Raw genomic sequence first — 17,537 nt, 5'->3', positions numbered from 1 at the left:
GATATGTTTAAAAAGATTATAATGATGTTTCTTAGCCTCCTTGTCGTAACGACAGCTGGTATCGGTACTTATGCTTGGACAATCTATGGTCAGTCAACAGATGAGCTGTCCAAGACGTATAAGGGCTTGGGAAATGAGACAGATGTCATTTCTGCGACTAAGCCCATGACCATTTTGCTGATGGGTGTAGATACAGGGAGCGGATCCCGCGAGGATACTTGGGTCGGGAACAGCGATACCATGATTCTCCTGAGTGTCAATCCCAAGACCAAGAAAACAGTCATGATGAGTTTAGAACGTGATATTCTGACTCAGATTGATGAGAACGGTCAGACAGTTGAAGCTAAGCTGAATGCAGCCTATGCAACTGGCGGAGCAGAGTTAGCCATTTCGACTATTGAGGGCTTGATGAATATCCACATCGACCGCTATGTGATGATCAATATGCAGGGCTTGGTTCAGTTAGTAGACGCAGTAGGTGGTATTGAGGTCAATAATACCTTTGACTTCCCAATTTCTATTGAGGATAATGAGCCTGAGTATACTGCTAAGGTTGAGCCTGGCAAGCAAACCATCAATGGTGATCAGGCACTGGTCTATGCCCGCATGCGCTATCAGGATCCAGAGGGTGACTATGGCCGCCAAAAGCGTCAACGTGAAGTAATTAAGAAAGTGGTTGAAAAAGTTCTCAGTCTCAACAGTGTCAGCCATTATCAGGCTATTTTAAAAGCTGTCAGCAGCAATATGCAGACCAATATCGCGCTTGATTCAAAAAGCATTCCCCAACTGCTAGGCTATCAGGATGCCTTTAAGAACATTAAGTCTGAGCAGCTACGTGGAGAAGATGCGACCTTGCCTGACGGTGGAAGCTATCAGCTGGTGACGTCAGAGCATTTGCTGAGCATGCAGAATCTAATCCGCAAGTCTCTGGGCTTGGACACAGTTAAGAGTCTGAAGACCAATGCTGTTCTCTATGAAGATATTATGGGCGGCAACAGTCTAAGAAGCAGCAATAGCAGCAGTGCGTCTAGCAGTACAGAAAGCAATAGTAACTACGTGCCTCCTTATAGTCAGCCAACTTATAATAATGGCTATGAGAATTACTCTTATCCGACGACAGATACAACAGTTGGAACTACGAATACGACTCCAGTTGCTCCAGCAGCTTCCTCCGCCCCAGCGGCAGATGTCAGTGTCAGCGCCCCACAAAGTCAGCCAGTAGTCAATGCGACTACAGAGTAAAAAAGTTAAATATAAAAAGAGGCCGGGACAAAATGTCTCGGTCTCTTTTGGTTATGGCGGAAAACTCTTGACGCGGTGGCTGATTGGAATTTTTGTTACCCTATCACCCACCTTTACTCTATCAAGACTCGTACTTTGCCCAGATCTCTTTGACTTGCTGGAGCTGTACTTGAGCCTGATTTTCAAGGACTTTATATTTATAAGTAAGATCTTGAGCCATGTCTTTGACTTGCTCTTTTTGCTCTTGAATGATGGCAATATTTCGTTGGATATTGGCTAGACTGTCCTTTACTTTGTCTAGACTAACTGTTGTTTCAATGATTTCTTCTTGGATTTTTTGACGGTTTTCAACTAGCTTGTAGCTGGCTGCTGCGGCACCGATAAATAGGAAAATATTTGAAAGTTTCATATTCCCTCCTTAAGCTTGCGCAATCTTCTCAGCTAATTCGGCCAGAGCTGGGAAGTCTGGCTCGTGGGCTGCGAAAGTAATTTTGAGATCATCTGCATCACTGTAGCGTGGTGCCAAATGCACATGGGTATGAAATACAGTCTGTCCAGCAATTTCTTCGTTGTTGTTGATGATATTCATACCAGCTGCACCTGTGGCTTTCATGACCTTTCGAGCAATGTCAGGTACGCGAGCGAAGAGCTGACTGGTGCTGTCGGCATCCATATCCAGCACATTTCGGAAATGCTCTTTAGGGACAACCAAGGTATGACCTGGTGTTACTTGGGAAATATCCAGAAAAGCAAGGACTTTCTCGTCTTCATAGACTTTTGAAGAAGGGATTTCTCCGGCAATAATTTTACAAAAAATACAATCGGCCATAAATGGTACCTCTATTCGCTAGATTTTGTTATAATATAAGAACCATTATACCAGAATTCGGAGAAAATATGTTAGAAATCAAAGAGCTTACGGGCGGCTATGTTAATATCCCGGTTTTAAAGGATGTCAGCTTTGAAGTGGGCAATGGCCAGCTGGTTGGTCTGATTGGTCTCAACGGTGCGGGCAAGTCCACGACTATCAATGAGATTATTGGTCTTCTGACCCCTTATAAGGGGCAGATTCAGATTGATGGACTGGAGCTGCGAACCAGTCCCAGCGATTACCGCAAGAAGATCGGTTTTATTCCGGAAACGCCTAGTCTCTACGAAGAATTGACCCTGCGCGAGCACATTGAGACGGTAGCTATGGCTTACGACATTGAGCAGGAGACAGCCTTTGAGCGCGTGGATAAGCTACTGGAAATGTTCCGGCTCAAGGAAAAACTGGATTGGTTCCCTGTTCACTTTTCAAAAGGGATGAAGCAAAAAGTGATGATTATCTGTGCTTTTGTAGTTGATCCCAGCCTTTTTATTGTGGATGAGCCTTTTCTGGGTCTGGATCCGGTAGCTATTGCAGACCTTATCCAGCTCTTGAACGAGGAAAAGAAGAAGGGCAAGTCGATTCTGATGAGTACCCATGTCCTGGACTCTGCCGAGAAGATGTGCGATAGTTTTGTAATTCTGCACAAGGGTCAAGTGAGGGCCAAGGGCAGCTTGACTGAGTTGCGGACTCAATTTCAAATGCCGGATGCTAGTCTGAATGACATCTATCTAGCCCTGACAGAAGAGGCAGCGCTATGAAAGAATTATTTGCCAAACGAAAGCAGGATTTTCGTCAGCAGTGCCTGAAGTACCTGCGTTATGTTTTTAATGATCATTTCGTGCTCTTTCTTCTGATTTTTATGGGATTTTTAGGTGTTCAGTACAGTCAGCTTTTGCGGCATTTTCCGACCAATCACCTCCCTATTATTGCTAGTCTGGTTATTCTATCGCTCTTTATCCTACCCTTTGGACGGATTGCGACCTATCTGGAAAAGCCGGATGCTCTTTTTCTCTTGGTCAGAGAAGCAGAAGTCAGGGCTTTTATCAAGGCTCAGAATCTACGTTCCTATCTCTTGTACGCAGTCTTACAGACTGGGCTATTGCTACTGTTAGCTCCGCTTTTTCTGGCTTTGGGATTGCCTATTTGGGGCTTTGGGCTCTACTGCCTCCTTATGCTAGTCTTGAAATGGTTCTTGTTTCAGGCTAAGGCCAAGAAGTTCTTTACTGAAAATGGCCTAGATTGGCAGGTTCTGGTGGCTTATGAAGCTGCTCGAAAGCAGACGATTCTCCGTTTCTTTGCTCTCTTTACAAATGTTAAAGGCATTTCAAATAGTGTCAAGCGCCGGGCCTATCTGGATGGTTTGACGAGACTTGTGGGCAAGCAGCATAGCAAGACCTGGCAGAATCTCTTTTTGCGCTCTTACTTGCGAAATGGAGACTTCTTTGCTCTGACCTTGAGACTGCTCTTTTTGGCTCTTTTGGCTTTGGTTTTTGTCAGTCAAGTTTGGATTGCTGCAGCTTTTGCGGTCTTGTTCAATTACCTCTTGCTCTTCCAGCTGACAGCCTTGTACGAAGCTTTTGACTATCAGTTTTTGACCCAGCTTTTTCCGATAGAAAGAGGGGAAAAGCTGAAGGGAGCAAGACAAATTATTACATCTATTGGCAGCAGCGTTCTCTTGGCTGAAGTGCTGACTGCTCTGCTATTTTTCCAAGACAAGTTAGCAGTGCTGGCCATGCTGGGAGCGACTGCCCTACTCTATCTGTTCTATCTGCCGTTCAAGTTACGGAGATTGGTTGACTAAAAGAGGTAAAACTAGTAAAATGATAAAGAAACTTTTTACGGAGGGGAAACATGGACTTGGTTGATAACGAGCTGACCCTGACACCGATAGCTGGTAAGAGCGGAAAGGCCTATATGGGGACTTATCCGGACGGGGGGCGCGTTTTCGTCAAGATGAATACAACCCCTATCTTAGCAGGCTTAGCTCGAGAACAAATCGCACCGCAGCTTTTGTGGAGCCGCCGGATGCCGGACGGCAACGTTATGAGCGGGCAGGAGTGGCTTTCAGGCACTATTCTGACCCCAAATGATATGTCCAAAAAGCAGGTAATCAATATTTTGACACGGCTGCATCGCTCGCGCCCATTGATGACACAGCTGACCAAGCTGGGCTATACACTGGAAACGCCAACTGATTTGCTGAATGCTTGGCTCAATCAAGTGCCGCTTGCTTTGAGAAATAATCAATATCTGCAATCAGTTATCCGCGACCTGCGCCAGACAGTACCGGCCTTTCGTGAGGATTATGCGACCATCGTTCACGGAGATGTGCGCCACAGCAACTGGGTAGAGACCGACAGCGGGCTTATTTACTTGGTCGATTGGGATTCTGTGCGTCTGACAGACAGGATGATGGATGTAGCTCATATTTTGAGCCATTATGTGCCTGATTCAGGTTGGCAAGAGTGGCTGAGTGCTTATGGCTATAAATATAATCAGACAGTGTTCAATAAGCTATACTGGTTTGGACAGTATTCTTATCTGATGCAGATTGCTAAATACTATGAAAACAATGATTTAGAAAATGTGAACCGGGAGATTTACGCATTACGAAACTTCCGTTCCAAATACGGAAGAGGACAATGAGAGTAAGGAATCGTAAGGGAGCGACGGAACTGCTAGAGGCGCATCCCCAGTATGTGATTTTAAATCCAGCAGACGCCAAGGGCAGATGGCAGGAGATTTTTGGCAACGACCATCCCATTCATGTAGAGGTTGGCAGTGGCAAAGGAGCTTTTGTGTCCGGCATGGCCAAGGCCAATCCTGAGATCAACTACATCGGGATTGATATCCAGAAATCGGTTCTCAGCTATGCCTTGGACAAGGTACTAGCAACGGATGTGCCCAATATCAAGCTTCTCTGGGTTGACGGTTCGGATTTGACTGATTATTTTGAAGAGGGCGAGATTAACCGCCTCTATCTGAACTTCTCGGATCCTTGGCCCAAGAAACGTCATGAAAAGCGTCGTCTGACCTATCAGTCCTTTCTGGCGACCTATCAGCAGATTTTGCCGGAAAATGGAGAAATCCACTTTAAAACGGACAACCGCGGTCTTTTTGAGTATAGCCTAGTAAGCTTTTCACAGTATGGTATGAAGTTAAAGGGCGTGTGGTTGGATTTGCATGCCAGCGACTTCGAGGATAATGTCCTGACTGAGTATGAGCAAAAATTTGCTAACAAAGGACAAGTCATCTATCGGGTGGAAGCAGCATTTGAATAAGAAAGAGTCTTCGAGGAAATACTCCTTGAAGACTTTATTATTAGGAAAGAATTCTACTTAAAAATAAGAGTGTTTTAAGTGGAATTCGGTCTTTAAAAGCTTGCACAGCATATTTCCCTTGCATTCTGGGACTTGTCGTGCTATAATACTAGTAATGAATAAGGAAAGAGAGGCGAGGAAGTATCTTCGCCTCTTATCTGTGAGGAGGTGTCGTCATATCGCAACGATTGTTGAATTGGTGAGGGAGGTTATTGAACCAGCCATTTTGGCCCCTTATGAATTAGTCGATATTGAGTACGGAAAGATGGGCGGAGACTACGTTCTCAGTGTCTTTGTGGATAAGCCAGAAGGTATTACGGTCAATGATACAGCGGATTTGACGGATATTATCAGTCCGCTCTTGGATCAAATCAAGCCAGATCCTTTCCCGGAACAGTATTTTCTGGAAGTGACCAGTCCTGGCTTGGAGCGCCCGCTCAAGACCAAGGAACAGCTAGCCGATGCAGTCGGCAGTTATATCCATGTCAGTCTCTATAAGGCTGTTGACAAGCAGAAAGTCTTTGAAGGCACCTTGCTGAGCTTTGAAGAGGATGTTCTGCACATGGAATATCTGGACAAGACTCGCAGAAAAGAAGTCGAAATTCCCTACAGTCTGGTTTCCAAAGCCAGATTAGCCGTTAAGTTTTAGCCGCAGAAGCAATATAGAAAAGAAAGGAACACTTTTGTTTCGGCAAAAGTCACATGAAAATGAGTAAAGAAATGCTAGAGGCCTTCCGCATTTTGGAAGAAGACAAAGGAATCAAGAAAGAAGATATCATTGACGCAGTGACCGAGTCACTCCGCTCAGCCTATCGTCGTCGCTATGGTCAGGCAGACAGCGCAGCCATTGAGTTTGACGAAAAGTCAGGAGATTTCCGTGTCTATACTGTTCGCGAAGTCGTGGACGAGGTCTTTGACAGCCGTTTGGAAATCAGTCTCAAAGATGCCTTGGCTATTAGTTCAGCCTATGAATTGGGAGATAAGATCAAGTTTGAAGAAGCGCCTGCTGAATTTGGCCGGGTCGCTGCTCAGTCTGCCAAGCAAACCATCATGGAAAAGATGCGCAAACAAACCCGAGCAATCACCTACAATACCTACAAAGAACATGAAAATGAAATCATGTCAGGCACTGTGGAGCGCTTTGACAATCGCTTTATCTATGTCAATCTTGGCAGCATTGAAGCGCAGCTATCGAAGCAAGACCAGATTCCTGGTGAGGTCTTTGCCTCTCATGACCGTATCGAAGTTTTTGTATACAAGGTAGAAGACAATCCTCGCGGTGTCAATGTCTTTGTCAGCCGCAGCCATCCAGAAATGATCAAGCGCTTGATGGAGCAGGAAATCCCTGAAGTCTATGACGGAACTGTAGAAATCATGAGCGTGTCACGGGAAGCGGGCGATCGGACCAAGGTGGCTGTTCGCAGCCACAATCCTAACGTGGATGCTATCGGAACCATCGTCGGACGCGGCGGAGCTAATATCAAGAAAATTACGAGCAAGTTCCATCCTGCCAAATACGATCCGAAGAGTGGCCGTATGGTGCCGACTGAAGAAAATATCGACGTCATCGAGTGGGTCGCAGATCCAGCTGAATTTATCTATAATGCTATCGCTCCTGCAGAAGTTGACCAGGTTATCTTTAATCAAGAAGATAACAGGCGGGCCTTGGTTGTCGTACCGGACAGCAAGCTTTCTCTGGCTATCGGTCGTCGCGGACAGAACGTACGCTTAGCAGCTCATTTGACAGGCTTTAGAATTGATATCAAGTCTGCCACTGAGTTTGAAGAAATGGAAGCAGCCAATGAACTGGGCGGATTTGCTCAGGAAGCAGAAGAAATTCTTGCGGATGCAGCTATTCTAGAGACAGAAGTTTCAGCAGCAGAAGCAACTGACTTTGACGCAGCAGCAGAGGAAACTGTACTAGAAACAGCTGGTTTAGAAAGCGAAGCTGAAGAACTAGATTAAGGGGGCTGGAATGGCAAAAACAAGAAAAATCCCTTTAAGAAAATCAGTGGTGTCCAACGAAGTGATTGACAAGCGTGATTTGCTGCGGATTGTCAAGAACAAGGAAGGTCAAGTCTTTATCGATCCGACAGGCAAGGCCAACGGTCGTGGAGCCTATATCAAGCTGGATAATCAGGAAGCTCTTCAAGCCAAGAAGAAGCGGGTCTTTAACCGCAGCTTTAATATGGAAGTGGATGAGGCTTTCTATGATGAGTTAATCGCTTATGTTGATCATAAGGTCAAAAGAAGAGAGTTAGGTCTTGAATAAAGAGAAACTTGCAAATATGCTGGGACTGGCTCAGCGGGCTGGCCGCATCATTTCTGGTGAGGAGCTGACCGTCAAGGCTATTCAGGAGGGAAAAGCACGTCTGGTCTTTTTGGCCCAGGATGCAGCTCCTAATCTCAGCAAGAAAATCACTGATAAAAGTCGTTACTACCAAGTAGAAGTATCAACCGTGTTTTCAACACTGGAATTAAGCTCTGCCATTGGCAAGGCCAGAAAAGTGCTCGCCGTGACAGATGCTGGTTTTACAAAGAAAATGAGGTCTCTTATGTAATAGAAGAGGAGGACAAGATTTGTCTAAAGTAAGATTGTATGAAATCGCCAAAGAACTGGGAAAAGAAAGCAAGGAGGTAGTGGCTCGTGCTAAGGAGCTGGGATTGGATGTCAAAAGTCATTCATCCAGCGTAGAAGCTGACGCTGGTGAGCGAATCAAATCCAGCTTCAAGAAAGCAGCCGCACCTCAAGCTCCTGCAGAAAATCCTGCAGCAGCTCAGCCTTCATCGCAAAAAACTCCTGCCAAAGAGGCTGCGCCAGTCAAGGCAGAACAGACAGAAGCAAAAGCAGCTGCTAAGCTAGAAGCGAAAGCAGAAACGGCAGCACCAGTCAAGCGCCCGCAAAGCCGGAACTTTAAGGCAGAGCGTGAAGCGAGAGCCAAAGAAGAGGCAGAACGTCGTAAGCAGCAAGGCAACCGCAAACCACAAAACAAAGAGCAAGGCAAGCGTGAGGACCGCGATAATCGAAATAAGAATCGCGGAAACCGCAACGACCGAGATAGGGGCAATCGTCCAAATGAGCGTCGCGATAATCGTGGTCAAGATGGCCGCCGCAATGGTCAGAGTCATCAAGGATTTAATGGTCAAAACCGCCAACAGCCTCAAGGACCAAAGATTGACTTTAAGGCTCGAGCAGCAGCTTTGAAAGCAGAGCAGAATGCTGAATACGCTCGCTCAAGCGAAGAACGCTTTAAGCAAGCACAGGAAGCTAAAGAAGTTATGGAACGGCAAAACCGCCGCAAGGAGCAGCCTAAGGCAGAAGCACCTGCAGCAGCTCAGCCTGCACCAGCTCCATCTGCTCCAGCAGCGAATCCAAGCCCAGCGCCAGCCGCTGTGGATACGCGTCGTAAGAAGCAAGCTCGACCAGATAAGAAGCGCGATGATTTTGATCGCGAAGAAGAAGGTCCAAGAAAACAACAAAAGAATCGAAGCAGTCAAAATCAAGTGAGAAATCAAAGAAATAGTAATTGGAATAAAAACAAGAAAAATAAAAAAGGAAAGGGCAACAATAACCAGGCACCAAAACCTGTTACAGAACGTAAGTTCCATGAGTTGCCAACTGAATTTGAATATACAGACGGAATGACCGTTGCAGAAATTGCAAAACGGATTAAGCGCGAGCCAGCTGAAATTGTTAAGAAGCTCTTTATGATGGGCGTAATGGCAACGCAAAACCAATCTCTTGACGGCGATACTATTGAGCTCCTCATGGTGGACTACGGTATTGAAGCTAAGAAGAAGGTGGAAGTTGACACAGCTGACATTGAGCGCTTCTTCGTAGAAGAAGGTTATATCAACCAAGATGCCTTGGTAGAGCGTCCGCCAGTTGTCACCATCATGGGACACGTTGACCATGGTAAAACAACTCTCTTGGATACCCTGCGTAACTCTCGCGTAGCAACAGGTGAAGCAGGTGGTATCACTCAGCACATCGGTGCTTACCAGATCGAGGAAAGCGGCAAGAAGATTACTTTCTTGGATACGCCTGGACACGCGGCCTTTACTTCTATGCGGGCCCGCGGTGCTTCTGTGACCGATATCACTATCCTGGTCGTGGCGGCTGATGACGGTGTTATGCCGCAAACGATCGAAGCGATCAACCATTCCAAAGCCGCTGATGTCCCAATCATCGTAGCTATCAACAAGATTGATAAGCCAGGAGCGAATCCTGAGCGCGTGATTGGTGAATTGGCTGAGCATGGTGTCATGTCAACAGCTTGGGGCGGAGATTCTGAATTTGTAGAAATCTCAGCGAAATTCAATCAAAATATCGATAGCTTGCTGGAGACAGTCCTCTTGGTGGCTGAAATCCAAGAACTCAAGGCAGATCCGACTGTTCGAGCGATTGGTACGGTCATTGAAGCCCGTCTGGATAAAGGAAAAGGTGCTGTCGCAACCCTTTTGGTTCAGCAGGGAACTCTGAATGTGCAGGATCCAATCGTTGTTGGTAATACCTTCGGTCGGGTTCGGGCTATGACCAATGACCTAGGCCGTCGTGTTAAGGTGGCAGGACCATCTACACCGGTTTCTATCACTGGTCTCAATGAAACTCCGATGGCTGGTGACCACTTTGCTGTCTATGAAGATGAAAAAGCTGCGCGTGCAGCCGGTGAAGAACGTGCCAAACGTGCCCTTCTCAAACAGCGTCAAGCTACTCACCGCGTCAGTCTGGAAAATCTCTTTGATACCCTCAAAGCTGGTGAAGTCAAGTCTGTTAATGTTATCATCAAGGCTGATGTGCAGGGTTCTGTAGAAGCTCTGTCTGCTTCCCTGCAAAAGATTGAAGTGGAAGGCGTTAAGATTACCATCGTCCACTCAGCGGTTGGTGCTATCAATGAGTCAGACGTAACACTGGCGGAAGCTTCAAATGCTTTCATCATCGGATTTAACGTTCGTCCTACATCTCAAGCTCGCCAACAGGCAGAAGCTGATGATGTCGAAATCCGTCTCCACAGCATTATCTACAAGGTTATCGAAGAAATGGAAGATGCCATGAAGGGAATGCTGGATCCAGAATACGAAGAAAAAATCATCGGGGAAGCTCTTATCCGCGAGACCTTCAAGGTTTCCAAGGTTGGTACTATCGGTGGATTTATGGTTATCAACGGTAAAGTGACCCGTGATTCCAAGGTTCGCGTTATCCGTGATGGCGTCGTGATTTACGATGGTGAGCTTGCCAGCCTCAAGCACTTCAAGGATGATGTTAAGGAAGTTACTAACGGCCGTGAAGGTGGACTCATGATTGATGGCTACAATGACATCCAAGTAGATGATACGATTGAAGCCTACATCATGGAAGAAATTAAGAAATAAGATAAGAAGTCCGTTAAAAACTCGCAGTGAAATCATTGTTGGTGGAAGTCAGTATTTTTAGTCCCATGTTTTTTTCACCAAGAGTTTAAAACGAATCTTATTTAACCAAAACTAAACATATAAGCTAGGCCTAGCCTAGCTTATATTGCAGAAGAGAAAAATTAGAAAGGAAATCTCATGGCAAATAATTTTCGTACAGACCGTGTCGGCATGGAAATTAAGCGCGAAGTCAATGAAATCTTGCAGAAGAAAGTTCGTGACCCGCGGGTGCAGGGAGTAACCATTACCGATGTTCAAATGCTGGGCGACCTATCCATGGCCAAGGTCTACTACACGATTATGAGCAATCTAGCCTCTGATAATCAAAAAGCTCAGACCGGTCTGGAAAAAGCGACCGGTACCATCAAGCGAGAGCTTGGTCACAATCTGAAGATGTACAAGATTCCAGATTTGACCTTTGTCAAGGACGAATCCATCGAGTATGGAAATAAAATCGACCAGATGTTGCGCGATTTAGAGAAAAAATAAAGCAGAAACTCAGCTGTCATGGCTGGGTTTTCTGTTTTTTAAATTTAATATAACAATTTTTTGCAAAAATAGGTATATACCATTTACAAATAAAAAAGAAAGAGTTATAATATAGTCAAGAAAACTCAGAGATTCAAAAGCGGGGGGTAGAAAGTATCTATAGAAAGATGCTAGCTCTATCACAGACTTCCGCTTTGAATGGCAGAGAATATAGCATTCAAGAACAAGGGAGGCAGTCTTATGCCTACATATATCAAAGCAGATCAATTTTTCTATCCTCAGGGAATCCGTCAGGGCGGTTATTTAGAGCTGATTGACGGCAAGTTTGGCAAGCTGGTGCAGTCTGTTCCGCAGGATGCAGAAGTCATAGACTACAGTGGCTACTCGATTGCACCAGGTCTGGTGGATACTCATATTCACGGCTTCGGCGGTGTTGATGTCATGGACAACAACATCGAAGGAACTCTTCATACCATGAGTGAGGGTCTCTTGACTACCGGTGTGACCAGCTTTTTACCAACAACCTTGACCTCATCCTATGAGCGACTCTTAGCAGTAACTGAAAATATCGGTGCTCGCTATCAAGAAGCTAGCGGGGCCAAGATTCGCGGTCTCTATTTTGAAGGGCCTTACTTCACTGAGAAGTATAAAGGTGCCCAAAATCCGGCCTATATGAAAGATCCTAGCATGAATGAGTTTCGTGCTTGGCAGAAGGCCGCAAATGGCTTGCTCAATAAAATTGCTCTCGCGCCAGAACGTGATGGCGTTGAGGAATTTGTCCGCACGCTGACTGATGAAGGTGTGACCGTTGCTTTGGGACATTCTAACGCAACCTATGATGAAGCCAAAACTGCGGTCGAAGCAGGTGCCAGTGTCTGGGTGCATGCATACAATGGTATGCGGGGCTTGACCCACCGGGAGCTGGGCATGGTTGGTGCCATGTATGAGCTGCCCCACACCTATGCGGAACTGATTTGTGACGGCCACCATGTGGATCCTAAGGCCTGTGACATCTTGCTTAAGCAGAAGGGACATGAAAATATTGCTCTCATTACTGACTGTATGACCGCAGGAGGTCTTGAAGATGGAGACTACATGCTGGGAGAATTTCCAGTGGTTGTGGCGGAAGGAACCGCTCGGCTCAAGTCGACGGGCAATCTAGCTGGCTCTATCCTCAAACTCAAGGACGGATTGAAAAATGTGGTCAAATGGGGTATTGCCAATCCTCATCAGGCGGTTATGATGGCTAGCCTGATTCCAGCAAAATCAGTCCATATTGATGATGTCTGCGGACAGATCAAGGAAGGCTACGATGCTGACTTTATCGTTTTAGATAAAGATTTAGAGCTGGTAGCTACTTATCTTGATGGTCAAGAACGATTCCATGTATGAGAACCGCAGGTATTTTAAATTAGTCTCCTTATATTTTTCAGAAAGAGCAGGGCAACCTGTTCTTTTTGGTTGGCAGACGCCTTGATAGTCTTCGCCTAGATTTGAATTGCTTCCTTAGGCGTGATATAATGAGACTATAATGTAAACAGGAGTAGGCTATGAAACGAATTGATGCGAAATTTTTGATAATGGGACTTGCTTTGCTGCTGGCGGGACTGATCTTTGGACGAATCTTAATACTTGTCGCAGGAGTTGCTTTCATTATCTATAGCTTTTTCAGTAAAGGAATGGAGCCGACTAAGGAAAATATCTTCAAACCTAAGCCAATACTGAAGAAAAAGGAAAAGAAGTGAGCAGTTCTGCTCTTGTAATCACTGTAGCAGCTGCCTTGCTGAAGGCAAGCAGTAGATGGAACTTGTAAAGGAGACGTGAGATGAGAGAATATCTTTTGAACAATGGTGTTGGCATTCCGGTGCTGGGCTTCGGTACTTGGAAGGCTCAGGATGGCGAAGAAGCCTATCAAGCAACATTAGCCGCTCTCAAGGCAGGCTATCGGCACATTGATACGGCAGCTATCTATAAGAACGAAGAGAGCGTCGGACGGGCAATCAAGGACAGTGGCATCCCGCGGGAGGAACTCTTCATCACGACCAAGCTCTGGAATGACATTCATACTTACGAGGAAGCTCAAGAGGCCTTTGTGGCCTCAATGGAGCGGTTGGGACTGGACTATCTGGACCTCTACCTCATCCACTGGCCGAATCCCAAACCCCTGAGGGAAAACGATGCTTGGAAAAAGCGCAATGTCGAAGTCTGGCAGGCTATGGAAGATCTTTATAATCTCGGAAAGATTCGAGCGATTGGCGTCAGCAATTTCCTGCCTCATCACTTAGAAGCCTTGCTTGAAACATCACGTATGACTCCTGCTGTCAATCAAATCCGCCTGGCTCCAGGTGTCTATCAGACAGAGGCGGTGAACTTCTGCCGTGAGCATGAGATTTTACTGGAAGCTTGGGGACCATTTGGTCAAGGAGAGCTCTTCCAAAATCCAGCCGTACAGGCTGTGGCAGACAAGTATGGCAAGACCATTGCACAAGTCGCGCTAGCTTGGAGCTTGCAGGAAGGCTTCCTGCCCCTGCCTAAGTCGGTCACTCCGAGCCGGATTGCCAGCAATCTGGACTGCTTTGACATTGAGCTAGATACTGCGGACTTGGAAGTGCTCAAAAATGTCAGCGGTTTGGCCGGTGGCGCACCAAATCCGGATGGGATGGATTTTTAGATGCAAATCCGATTCTATCGAAGTTCAGATAGAGAAGCCTTGCAGTCTTACCATTTAACCGAATTGAGATTTACCAGCCATCCTAGCCAGGCTGTCGCTGACTTGGAAAATCGCTATGCCATCTTGGGTCTTGAAGAAGATCAAATCGTAACCTTTCTGATCTTGGATGCTGGAGAAGAGAAGTATACTTATGGCGGTCAGCCAGATAGCCTGCTCCTTCGTAGCTTTTCAACAGATGAAGACTTTCAGATGCGAGGATACGGTAGTCAGACGCTGAAGCTCTTGCCTGATTTCATAAGAGAGCATTTGCCTATGTATAAAAGCATCATCCTAGGTGTCAATGAGAGAAATCAAGTCTCCTCCTATATCTACCGAGAAACCGGTTTTAGCAAACAGCCCCAACGCATATTAGGACCAGCCGGCTGGCAGGAAGTCTATGAATTAAAAATATAAAGCTATCCCCGGTTTGAAAAGAACTGGGGATTTTTATCTCTACCGCCAGAAGAAACTATAAAAGAAGATATTTCAGTGCAATAATGAAAGGTGTAAAATAGGACTAATATCCAACGAAACACTAAGATAGGGGAGTTAGATGAAGAAGATCCAAGAATTGGAAATTACACCCGACTGATTTAGGAGGTCATCGAGCCCTTGAGAGCGGGGAGATAGAGTGAAAAGTAATCATCAAAACTTCGAAGAGTAAACTCTAGTTAAATATCCAATCAATCTAAAGGCTGAATACGAGTGTTTACTAAAATATTTAGATAAACTAGGTTTCGAATAGTCCTGTTTATGAAAAAATCCGTGCTTTCTAAGTATCACTTGATGCGGTTTGTCAAAATATTAAACCATTCTAAAGTTCGAATACTAGCGTTTATTAAAATTTTAAAGCATTCTAAGCGTGAAATGCCTTAATAATTCATTTTTAAAGAGAAATAATCCCTATCTGAAGTTGAAGAAATTATCGGGTGGGGATATTTTATGTCTTTGATTTTGAAAAAGTGTTATTTCAGGGATAAAAAATGACATTTCAGGGCAGCCTTGCAAAAGATTTATTGTCACATGCTATACTTAGTTCATCAAATTATTGGAGAGGTTTTATTATGACTACTAATTACACCATTCGTCCCCTGACCTATAGCAACTTTACTCACCGTGAGTTTGAAAGTTTGATGACAGATTCTCGTCAAATCATCACGGACTTTGTCAAAGCAAATAAGAACGAAGATATGTATGGCACGCACTTGGAGCCCTTTGCGAGCAAGCTAGAAGAGTTCCAAAAACAGCTAGCCAGTGTGGAAAAGAAACAGACCACGAGTCTGGCAGAGGTAGATAAGGATCGGGACAGCGCTCTGGTCGGGCTCTTTACCCTGCATAGGGGATTTGCTAAGATAAAGGAAGCAAAGTTCAAGGAAGCCCATGAGACGCTGGCTCCAGTCCTGATCAAGTACAAGGACATCACCAAGCATAATAACGATGTCGGCACTGCTGAGATTAAGAGTCTCCTCAAAACCCTCAAGGAAGAGCCCTACAATGCAGCAGTGACTACGCTGGGACTCTCACCAGTGATTAGCGCAGTGACGACTGCTCAGGAAGACTATGATAAGGCCGAAGCCCTAGCGCGTGCAGCCAAGTCCAGTAAGGAAGTCGGTAAGACCAAGCAGCTGCGTATGGAAATCTCCCGCACTTATGACCTCTTTATGCGCTATACTGCAGCCTCCGCAGAAGCCTATCCAGAGAAAGCTCACTTTGCCAAACTCCTCAAGGATCTCAACACCATCCGAGACAGCAAGCGCCGCCTGGCCAGTCCAAATAAGAAAACTAAAACTGAACCAGTGTCAGAAGTGGCAGGATAAAGAATAAAAGTTAATGAGATATAAGATTTCATTAGCTTTTTTATTTTAGACGTGATTATTCTATCTATAAGAAAGTGATATAATAAATAGAAAAAATTAAGAATTAGGAGAAGGAAAATGAATTGGTTATCGTTGCCTGGTATAGTTGTGTCATCAATTACTCTCATTAAGGTAGTGTTTATTGATAATCGTTTTGTTGAAGGAGATTCAAATAAAGAGAAGATTTCCAAATTTTTATCATCACTGTTCTGGAGCGGATCTTTGTTCGCTTTCATTTCTATCGTCTTTGTGTTAATTAAAATTATCAGATTTTCTCCTGCGGATGAATTCCGGCTCTGGATATTTTTATCAGTATTTTTAATTTCAGGTTTAATTACAAGTTTCTATTTTTCAAAAATGATAAACAAAATGGGAGAAGTTACGGTTATTGATAGAAAATACAATATAAAGAAATGCGAAAGGTATCAGTTTTGTTATGAAGTGACAGAATCTTATATTACTGATAATAAAAGCGAAAATAAGAAAATTAGGTTATTTTCATTTATTTTAAGACTTTTTGTCTTATTAAGCTGTTCAATGGTATTACTATCAATTCAGCTTATATATAGACAGATGACTTCATCGTATGATATTGATTATCCTTTTGTAGCAAATGAAAAAATTTATCTTTCTTCTAATAAGGAACTCACAGATCAGTTAGTAGATGAATCTGGAAATCCAGTTACGTTACCTGCAGGAACCATCTTCTCTATACATAAGGGTGAGAAATTTGATATTGAAAATAAGAAAAAAGATAAGTTAATTACAAATGAGTTCTTTACCTCTTATTATGATAGTAAATGGGGAATAGGACCGAATCAGAAAATTGTATTAAAAGAGGGCAGTCAGTTATTTTTTGAGCGAGTATATGACAGGAATCTTTATAGAAATGACAGTAAATACCATTACACGATTAAAACGATACCTAGCAAATCTTCGTTAGTTTTGCCTAGTAAAATGAGCTTTAGCGTTCATCATCCGGCTGAGTTATCTGAAAAAAATTACTATGAATTTGTAATTGGAAAAAGTGCTGAAGCTCAGTTGGAGGATATATACTTAGCTTTCTTTGCTATCGTATTATTCATTTTATGGGGAATAGTTTGGACCATAACAAGAATTTATTCCATTCGAGGTATGCTTTATACAATTTGTATTGATATAGGAATTATTATTTTTATTAACTTATTATTAATATTTATAGACTATTATGTGTCCTTGATGGTAGCATTTATACTATTTATAGTCTCAATTTCAATAATTCAGAAGAGATTTGGGAAATTTTATGATAGTTACATTTTTATAAAAAAAGATGGTGAACAAAAATCTATCAGTTTTACACCTTTGATGGATAAAAGTGAATTTGATTTATATTTTGAAGATCAAACAAGAAACATAGATTTTGATATAAATAAAATTCAGGGCGACCAAGAAGTTTTAAAGCTCTACAATAAAGCCGGCGAAGAAAAAGATTCTATTAAAATCTTTTGGTATAAAAATAGATGGCAAATTTTTTCTGAGTTTATTAAAGAATTAAAGCAAAAAACAGTCATTTTTTTCAGAAGATTTCATAGCTCATAAAACTACGAGATGAGAGTGTGAGAAGTTGAACATTTATAGACTTAGCAATGCTGGATAGT

19 protein-coding genes are annotated in these 17,537 nt (G+C 43.9%); 17 read left to right on the top strand and 2 right to left on the bottom strand.

Going from position 1 to position 17,537, the window contains the following annotated elements; genetic code table 11:
- Positions 1 to 3: 3 nt before the first annotated feature.
- Positions 4 to 1,242 (top strand): biofilm formation/cell division transcriptional regulator BrpA, encoded by a 1,239-nt coding sequence (gene brpA / locus RWS24_RS05090; RefSeq protein ID WP_125331967.1) that lies wholly within the window; start codon positions 4 to 6, stop codon positions 1,240 to 1,242.
- Positions 1,243 to 1,363: 121 nt separating this feature from the next.
- Here brpA and RWS24_RS05085 read toward each other — a convergent pair whose 3' ends face one another.
- Both RWS24_RS05085 and RWS24_RS05080 read right to left on the bottom strand, forming a co-directional pair.
- Positions 1,364 to 1,651, bottom strand: a complete 288-nt coding sequence (locus RWS24_RS05085; RefSeq protein WP_314365985.1) for a hypothetical protein — start codon at positions 1,649 to 1,651, stop codon at positions 1,364 to 1,366.
- A gap of 9 nt (positions 1,652 to 1,660) precedes the next feature.
- Positions 1,661 to 2,071 carry an HIT family protein gene (locus RWS24_RS05080; RefSeq protein ID WP_002893566.1) on the bottom strand — a complete coding sequence of 137 codons (411 nt, stop codon included), beginning with the start codon at positions 2,069 to 2,071 and terminating at the stop codon, positions 1,661 to 1,663.
- A gap of 68 nt (positions 2,072 to 2,139) precedes the next feature.
- Between RWS24_RS05080 and RWS24_RS05075 the strand changes: the two genes are divergently transcribed.
- The 16 genes from RWS24_RS05075 to RWS24_RS05000 all read left to right on the top strand — a co-directional run bounded on the left by RWS24_RS05075 (position 2,140) and on the right by RWS24_RS05000 (position 17,478).
- Positions 2,140 to 2,871 (top strand): ABC transporter ATP-binding protein, encoded by a 732-nt coding sequence (locus tag RWS24_RS05075; RefSeq protein WP_314365984.1) that lies wholly within the window; start codon positions 2,140 to 2,142, stop codon positions 2,869 to 2,871.
- Positions 2,868 to 3,914, top strand: coding sequence for an ABC transporter permease (locus RWS24_RS05070; protein WP_314365983.1), 1,047 nt, complete (start codon positions 2,868 to 2,870; stop codon positions 3,912 to 3,914). Before RWS24_RS05075 ends, RWS24_RS05070 begins: the two co-directional genes overlap by 4 nt.
- Positions 3,915 to 3,964: 50 nt before the next feature.
- Complete coding sequence (ccrZ, locus tag RWS24_RS05065) at positions 3,965 to 4,759, top strand: cell cycle regulator CcrZ (RefSeq protein WP_002893562.1); 795 nt, start codon at positions 3,965 to 3,967, stop codon at positions 4,757 to 4,759.
- On the top strand, positions 4,756 to 5,394 hold the full coding sequence (gene trmB / locus RWS24_RS05060; protein ID WP_314365982.1) for a tRNA (guanosine(46)-N7)-methyltransferase TrmB: 639 nt from the start codon (positions 4,756 to 4,758) through the stop codon (positions 5,392 to 5,394). Before ccrZ ends, trmB begins: the two co-directional genes overlap by 4 nt.
- A 199-nt stretch (positions 5,395 to 5,593) precedes the next feature.
- Entirely contained in the window at positions 5,594 to 6,082 is a 489-nt protein-coding gene (gene rimP / locus RWS24_RS05055) for a ribosome maturation factor RimP (protein ID WP_032908080.1), read from the top strand.
- A gap of 59 nt (positions 6,083 to 6,141) precedes the next feature.
- Positions 6,142 to 7,398, top strand: a complete 1,257-nt coding sequence (gene nusA, locus RWS24_RS05050) for a transcription termination factor NusA (RefSeq protein WP_268684519.1) — start codon at positions 6,142 to 6,144, stop codon at positions 7,396 to 7,398.
- Positions 7,399 to 7,408: 10 nt separating this feature from the next.
- A complete protein-coding gene (rnpM, locus tag RWS24_RS05045) occupies positions 7,409 to 7,705 on the top strand; it encodes an RNase P modulator RnpM (protein WP_002923338.1) in 297 nt (98 codons plus the stop codon).
- Complete coding sequence (locus tag RWS24_RS05040) at positions 7,698 to 7,994, top strand: YlxQ-related RNA-binding protein (protein WP_314365981.1); 297 nt, start codon at positions 7,698 to 7,700, stop codon at positions 7,992 to 7,994. The genes rnpM and RWS24_RS05040 overlap by 8 nt, the downstream gene beginning before the upstream one ends.
- A gap of 19 nt (positions 7,995 to 8,013) precedes the next feature.
- Positions 8,014 to 10,806, top strand: a complete 2,793-nt coding sequence (infB, locus tag RWS24_RS05035) for a translation initiation factor IF-2 (RefSeq protein WP_314365980.1) — start codon at positions 8,014 to 8,016, stop codon at positions 10,804 to 10,806.
- A gap of 177 nt (positions 10,807 to 10,983) precedes the next feature.
- Positions 10,984 to 11,334 (top strand): 30S ribosome-binding factor RbfA, encoded by a 351-nt coding sequence (rbfA, locus tag RWS24_RS05030; RefSeq protein WP_002893555.1) that lies wholly within the window; start codon positions 10,984 to 10,986, stop codon positions 11,332 to 11,334.
- Between the two features lie 240 nt (positions 11,335 to 11,574).
- Positions 11,575 to 12,726: an N-acetylglucosamine-6-phosphate deacetylase gene (gene nagA / locus RWS24_RS05025; RefSeq protein ID WP_032909589.1), complete on the top strand. Its 1,152-nt coding sequence runs from the start codon at positions 11,575 to 11,577 to the stop codon at positions 12,724 to 12,726.
- Positions 12,727 to 12,884: 158 nt separating this feature from the next.
- Positions 12,885 to 13,079 (top strand): hypothetical protein, encoded by a 195-nt coding sequence (locus RWS24_RS05020; RefSeq protein WP_314365979.1) that lies wholly within the window; start codon positions 12,885 to 12,887, stop codon positions 13,077 to 13,079.
- Positions 13,080 to 13,159: 80 nt separating this feature from the next.
- The gene (locus RWS24_RS05015) at positions 13,160 to 14,005 is read left to right on the top strand and encodes an aldo/keto reductase (RefSeq protein ID WP_314365978.1); all 846 of its coding nucleotides are present in this window, start codon (positions 13,160 to 13,162) and stop codon (positions 14,003 to 14,005) included.
- Positions 14,006 to 14,458, top strand: coding sequence for a GNAT family N-acetyltransferase (locus tag RWS24_RS05010; RefSeq protein WP_314365977.1), 453 nt, complete (start codon positions 14,006 to 14,008; stop codon positions 14,456 to 14,458).
- 650 nt (positions 14,459 to 15,108) lie between these two features.
- Entirely contained in the window at positions 15,109 to 15,861 is a 753-nt protein-coding gene (locus RWS24_RS05005) for a DUF6261 family protein (protein WP_314365976.1), read from the top strand.
- Between the two features lie 117 nt (positions 15,862 to 15,978).
- Complete coding sequence (locus RWS24_RS05000; RefSeq protein ID WP_314365975.1) at positions 15,979 to 17,478, top strand: hypothetical protein; 1,500 nt, start codon at positions 15,979 to 15,981, stop codon at positions 17,476 to 17,478.
- Positions 17,479 to 17,537: the final 59 nt, after the last annotated feature.

The sequence above is a fragment of the uncultured Streptococcus sp. genome (assembly GCF_963528215.1).
Lineage (GTDB): Bacteria > Bacillota > Bacilli > Lactobacillales > Streptococcaceae > Streptococcus.
The sequence above is the reverse complement of the archived record's forward strand: the minus strand, read 5'-3'. Positions and strand labels throughout refer to the sequence as shown.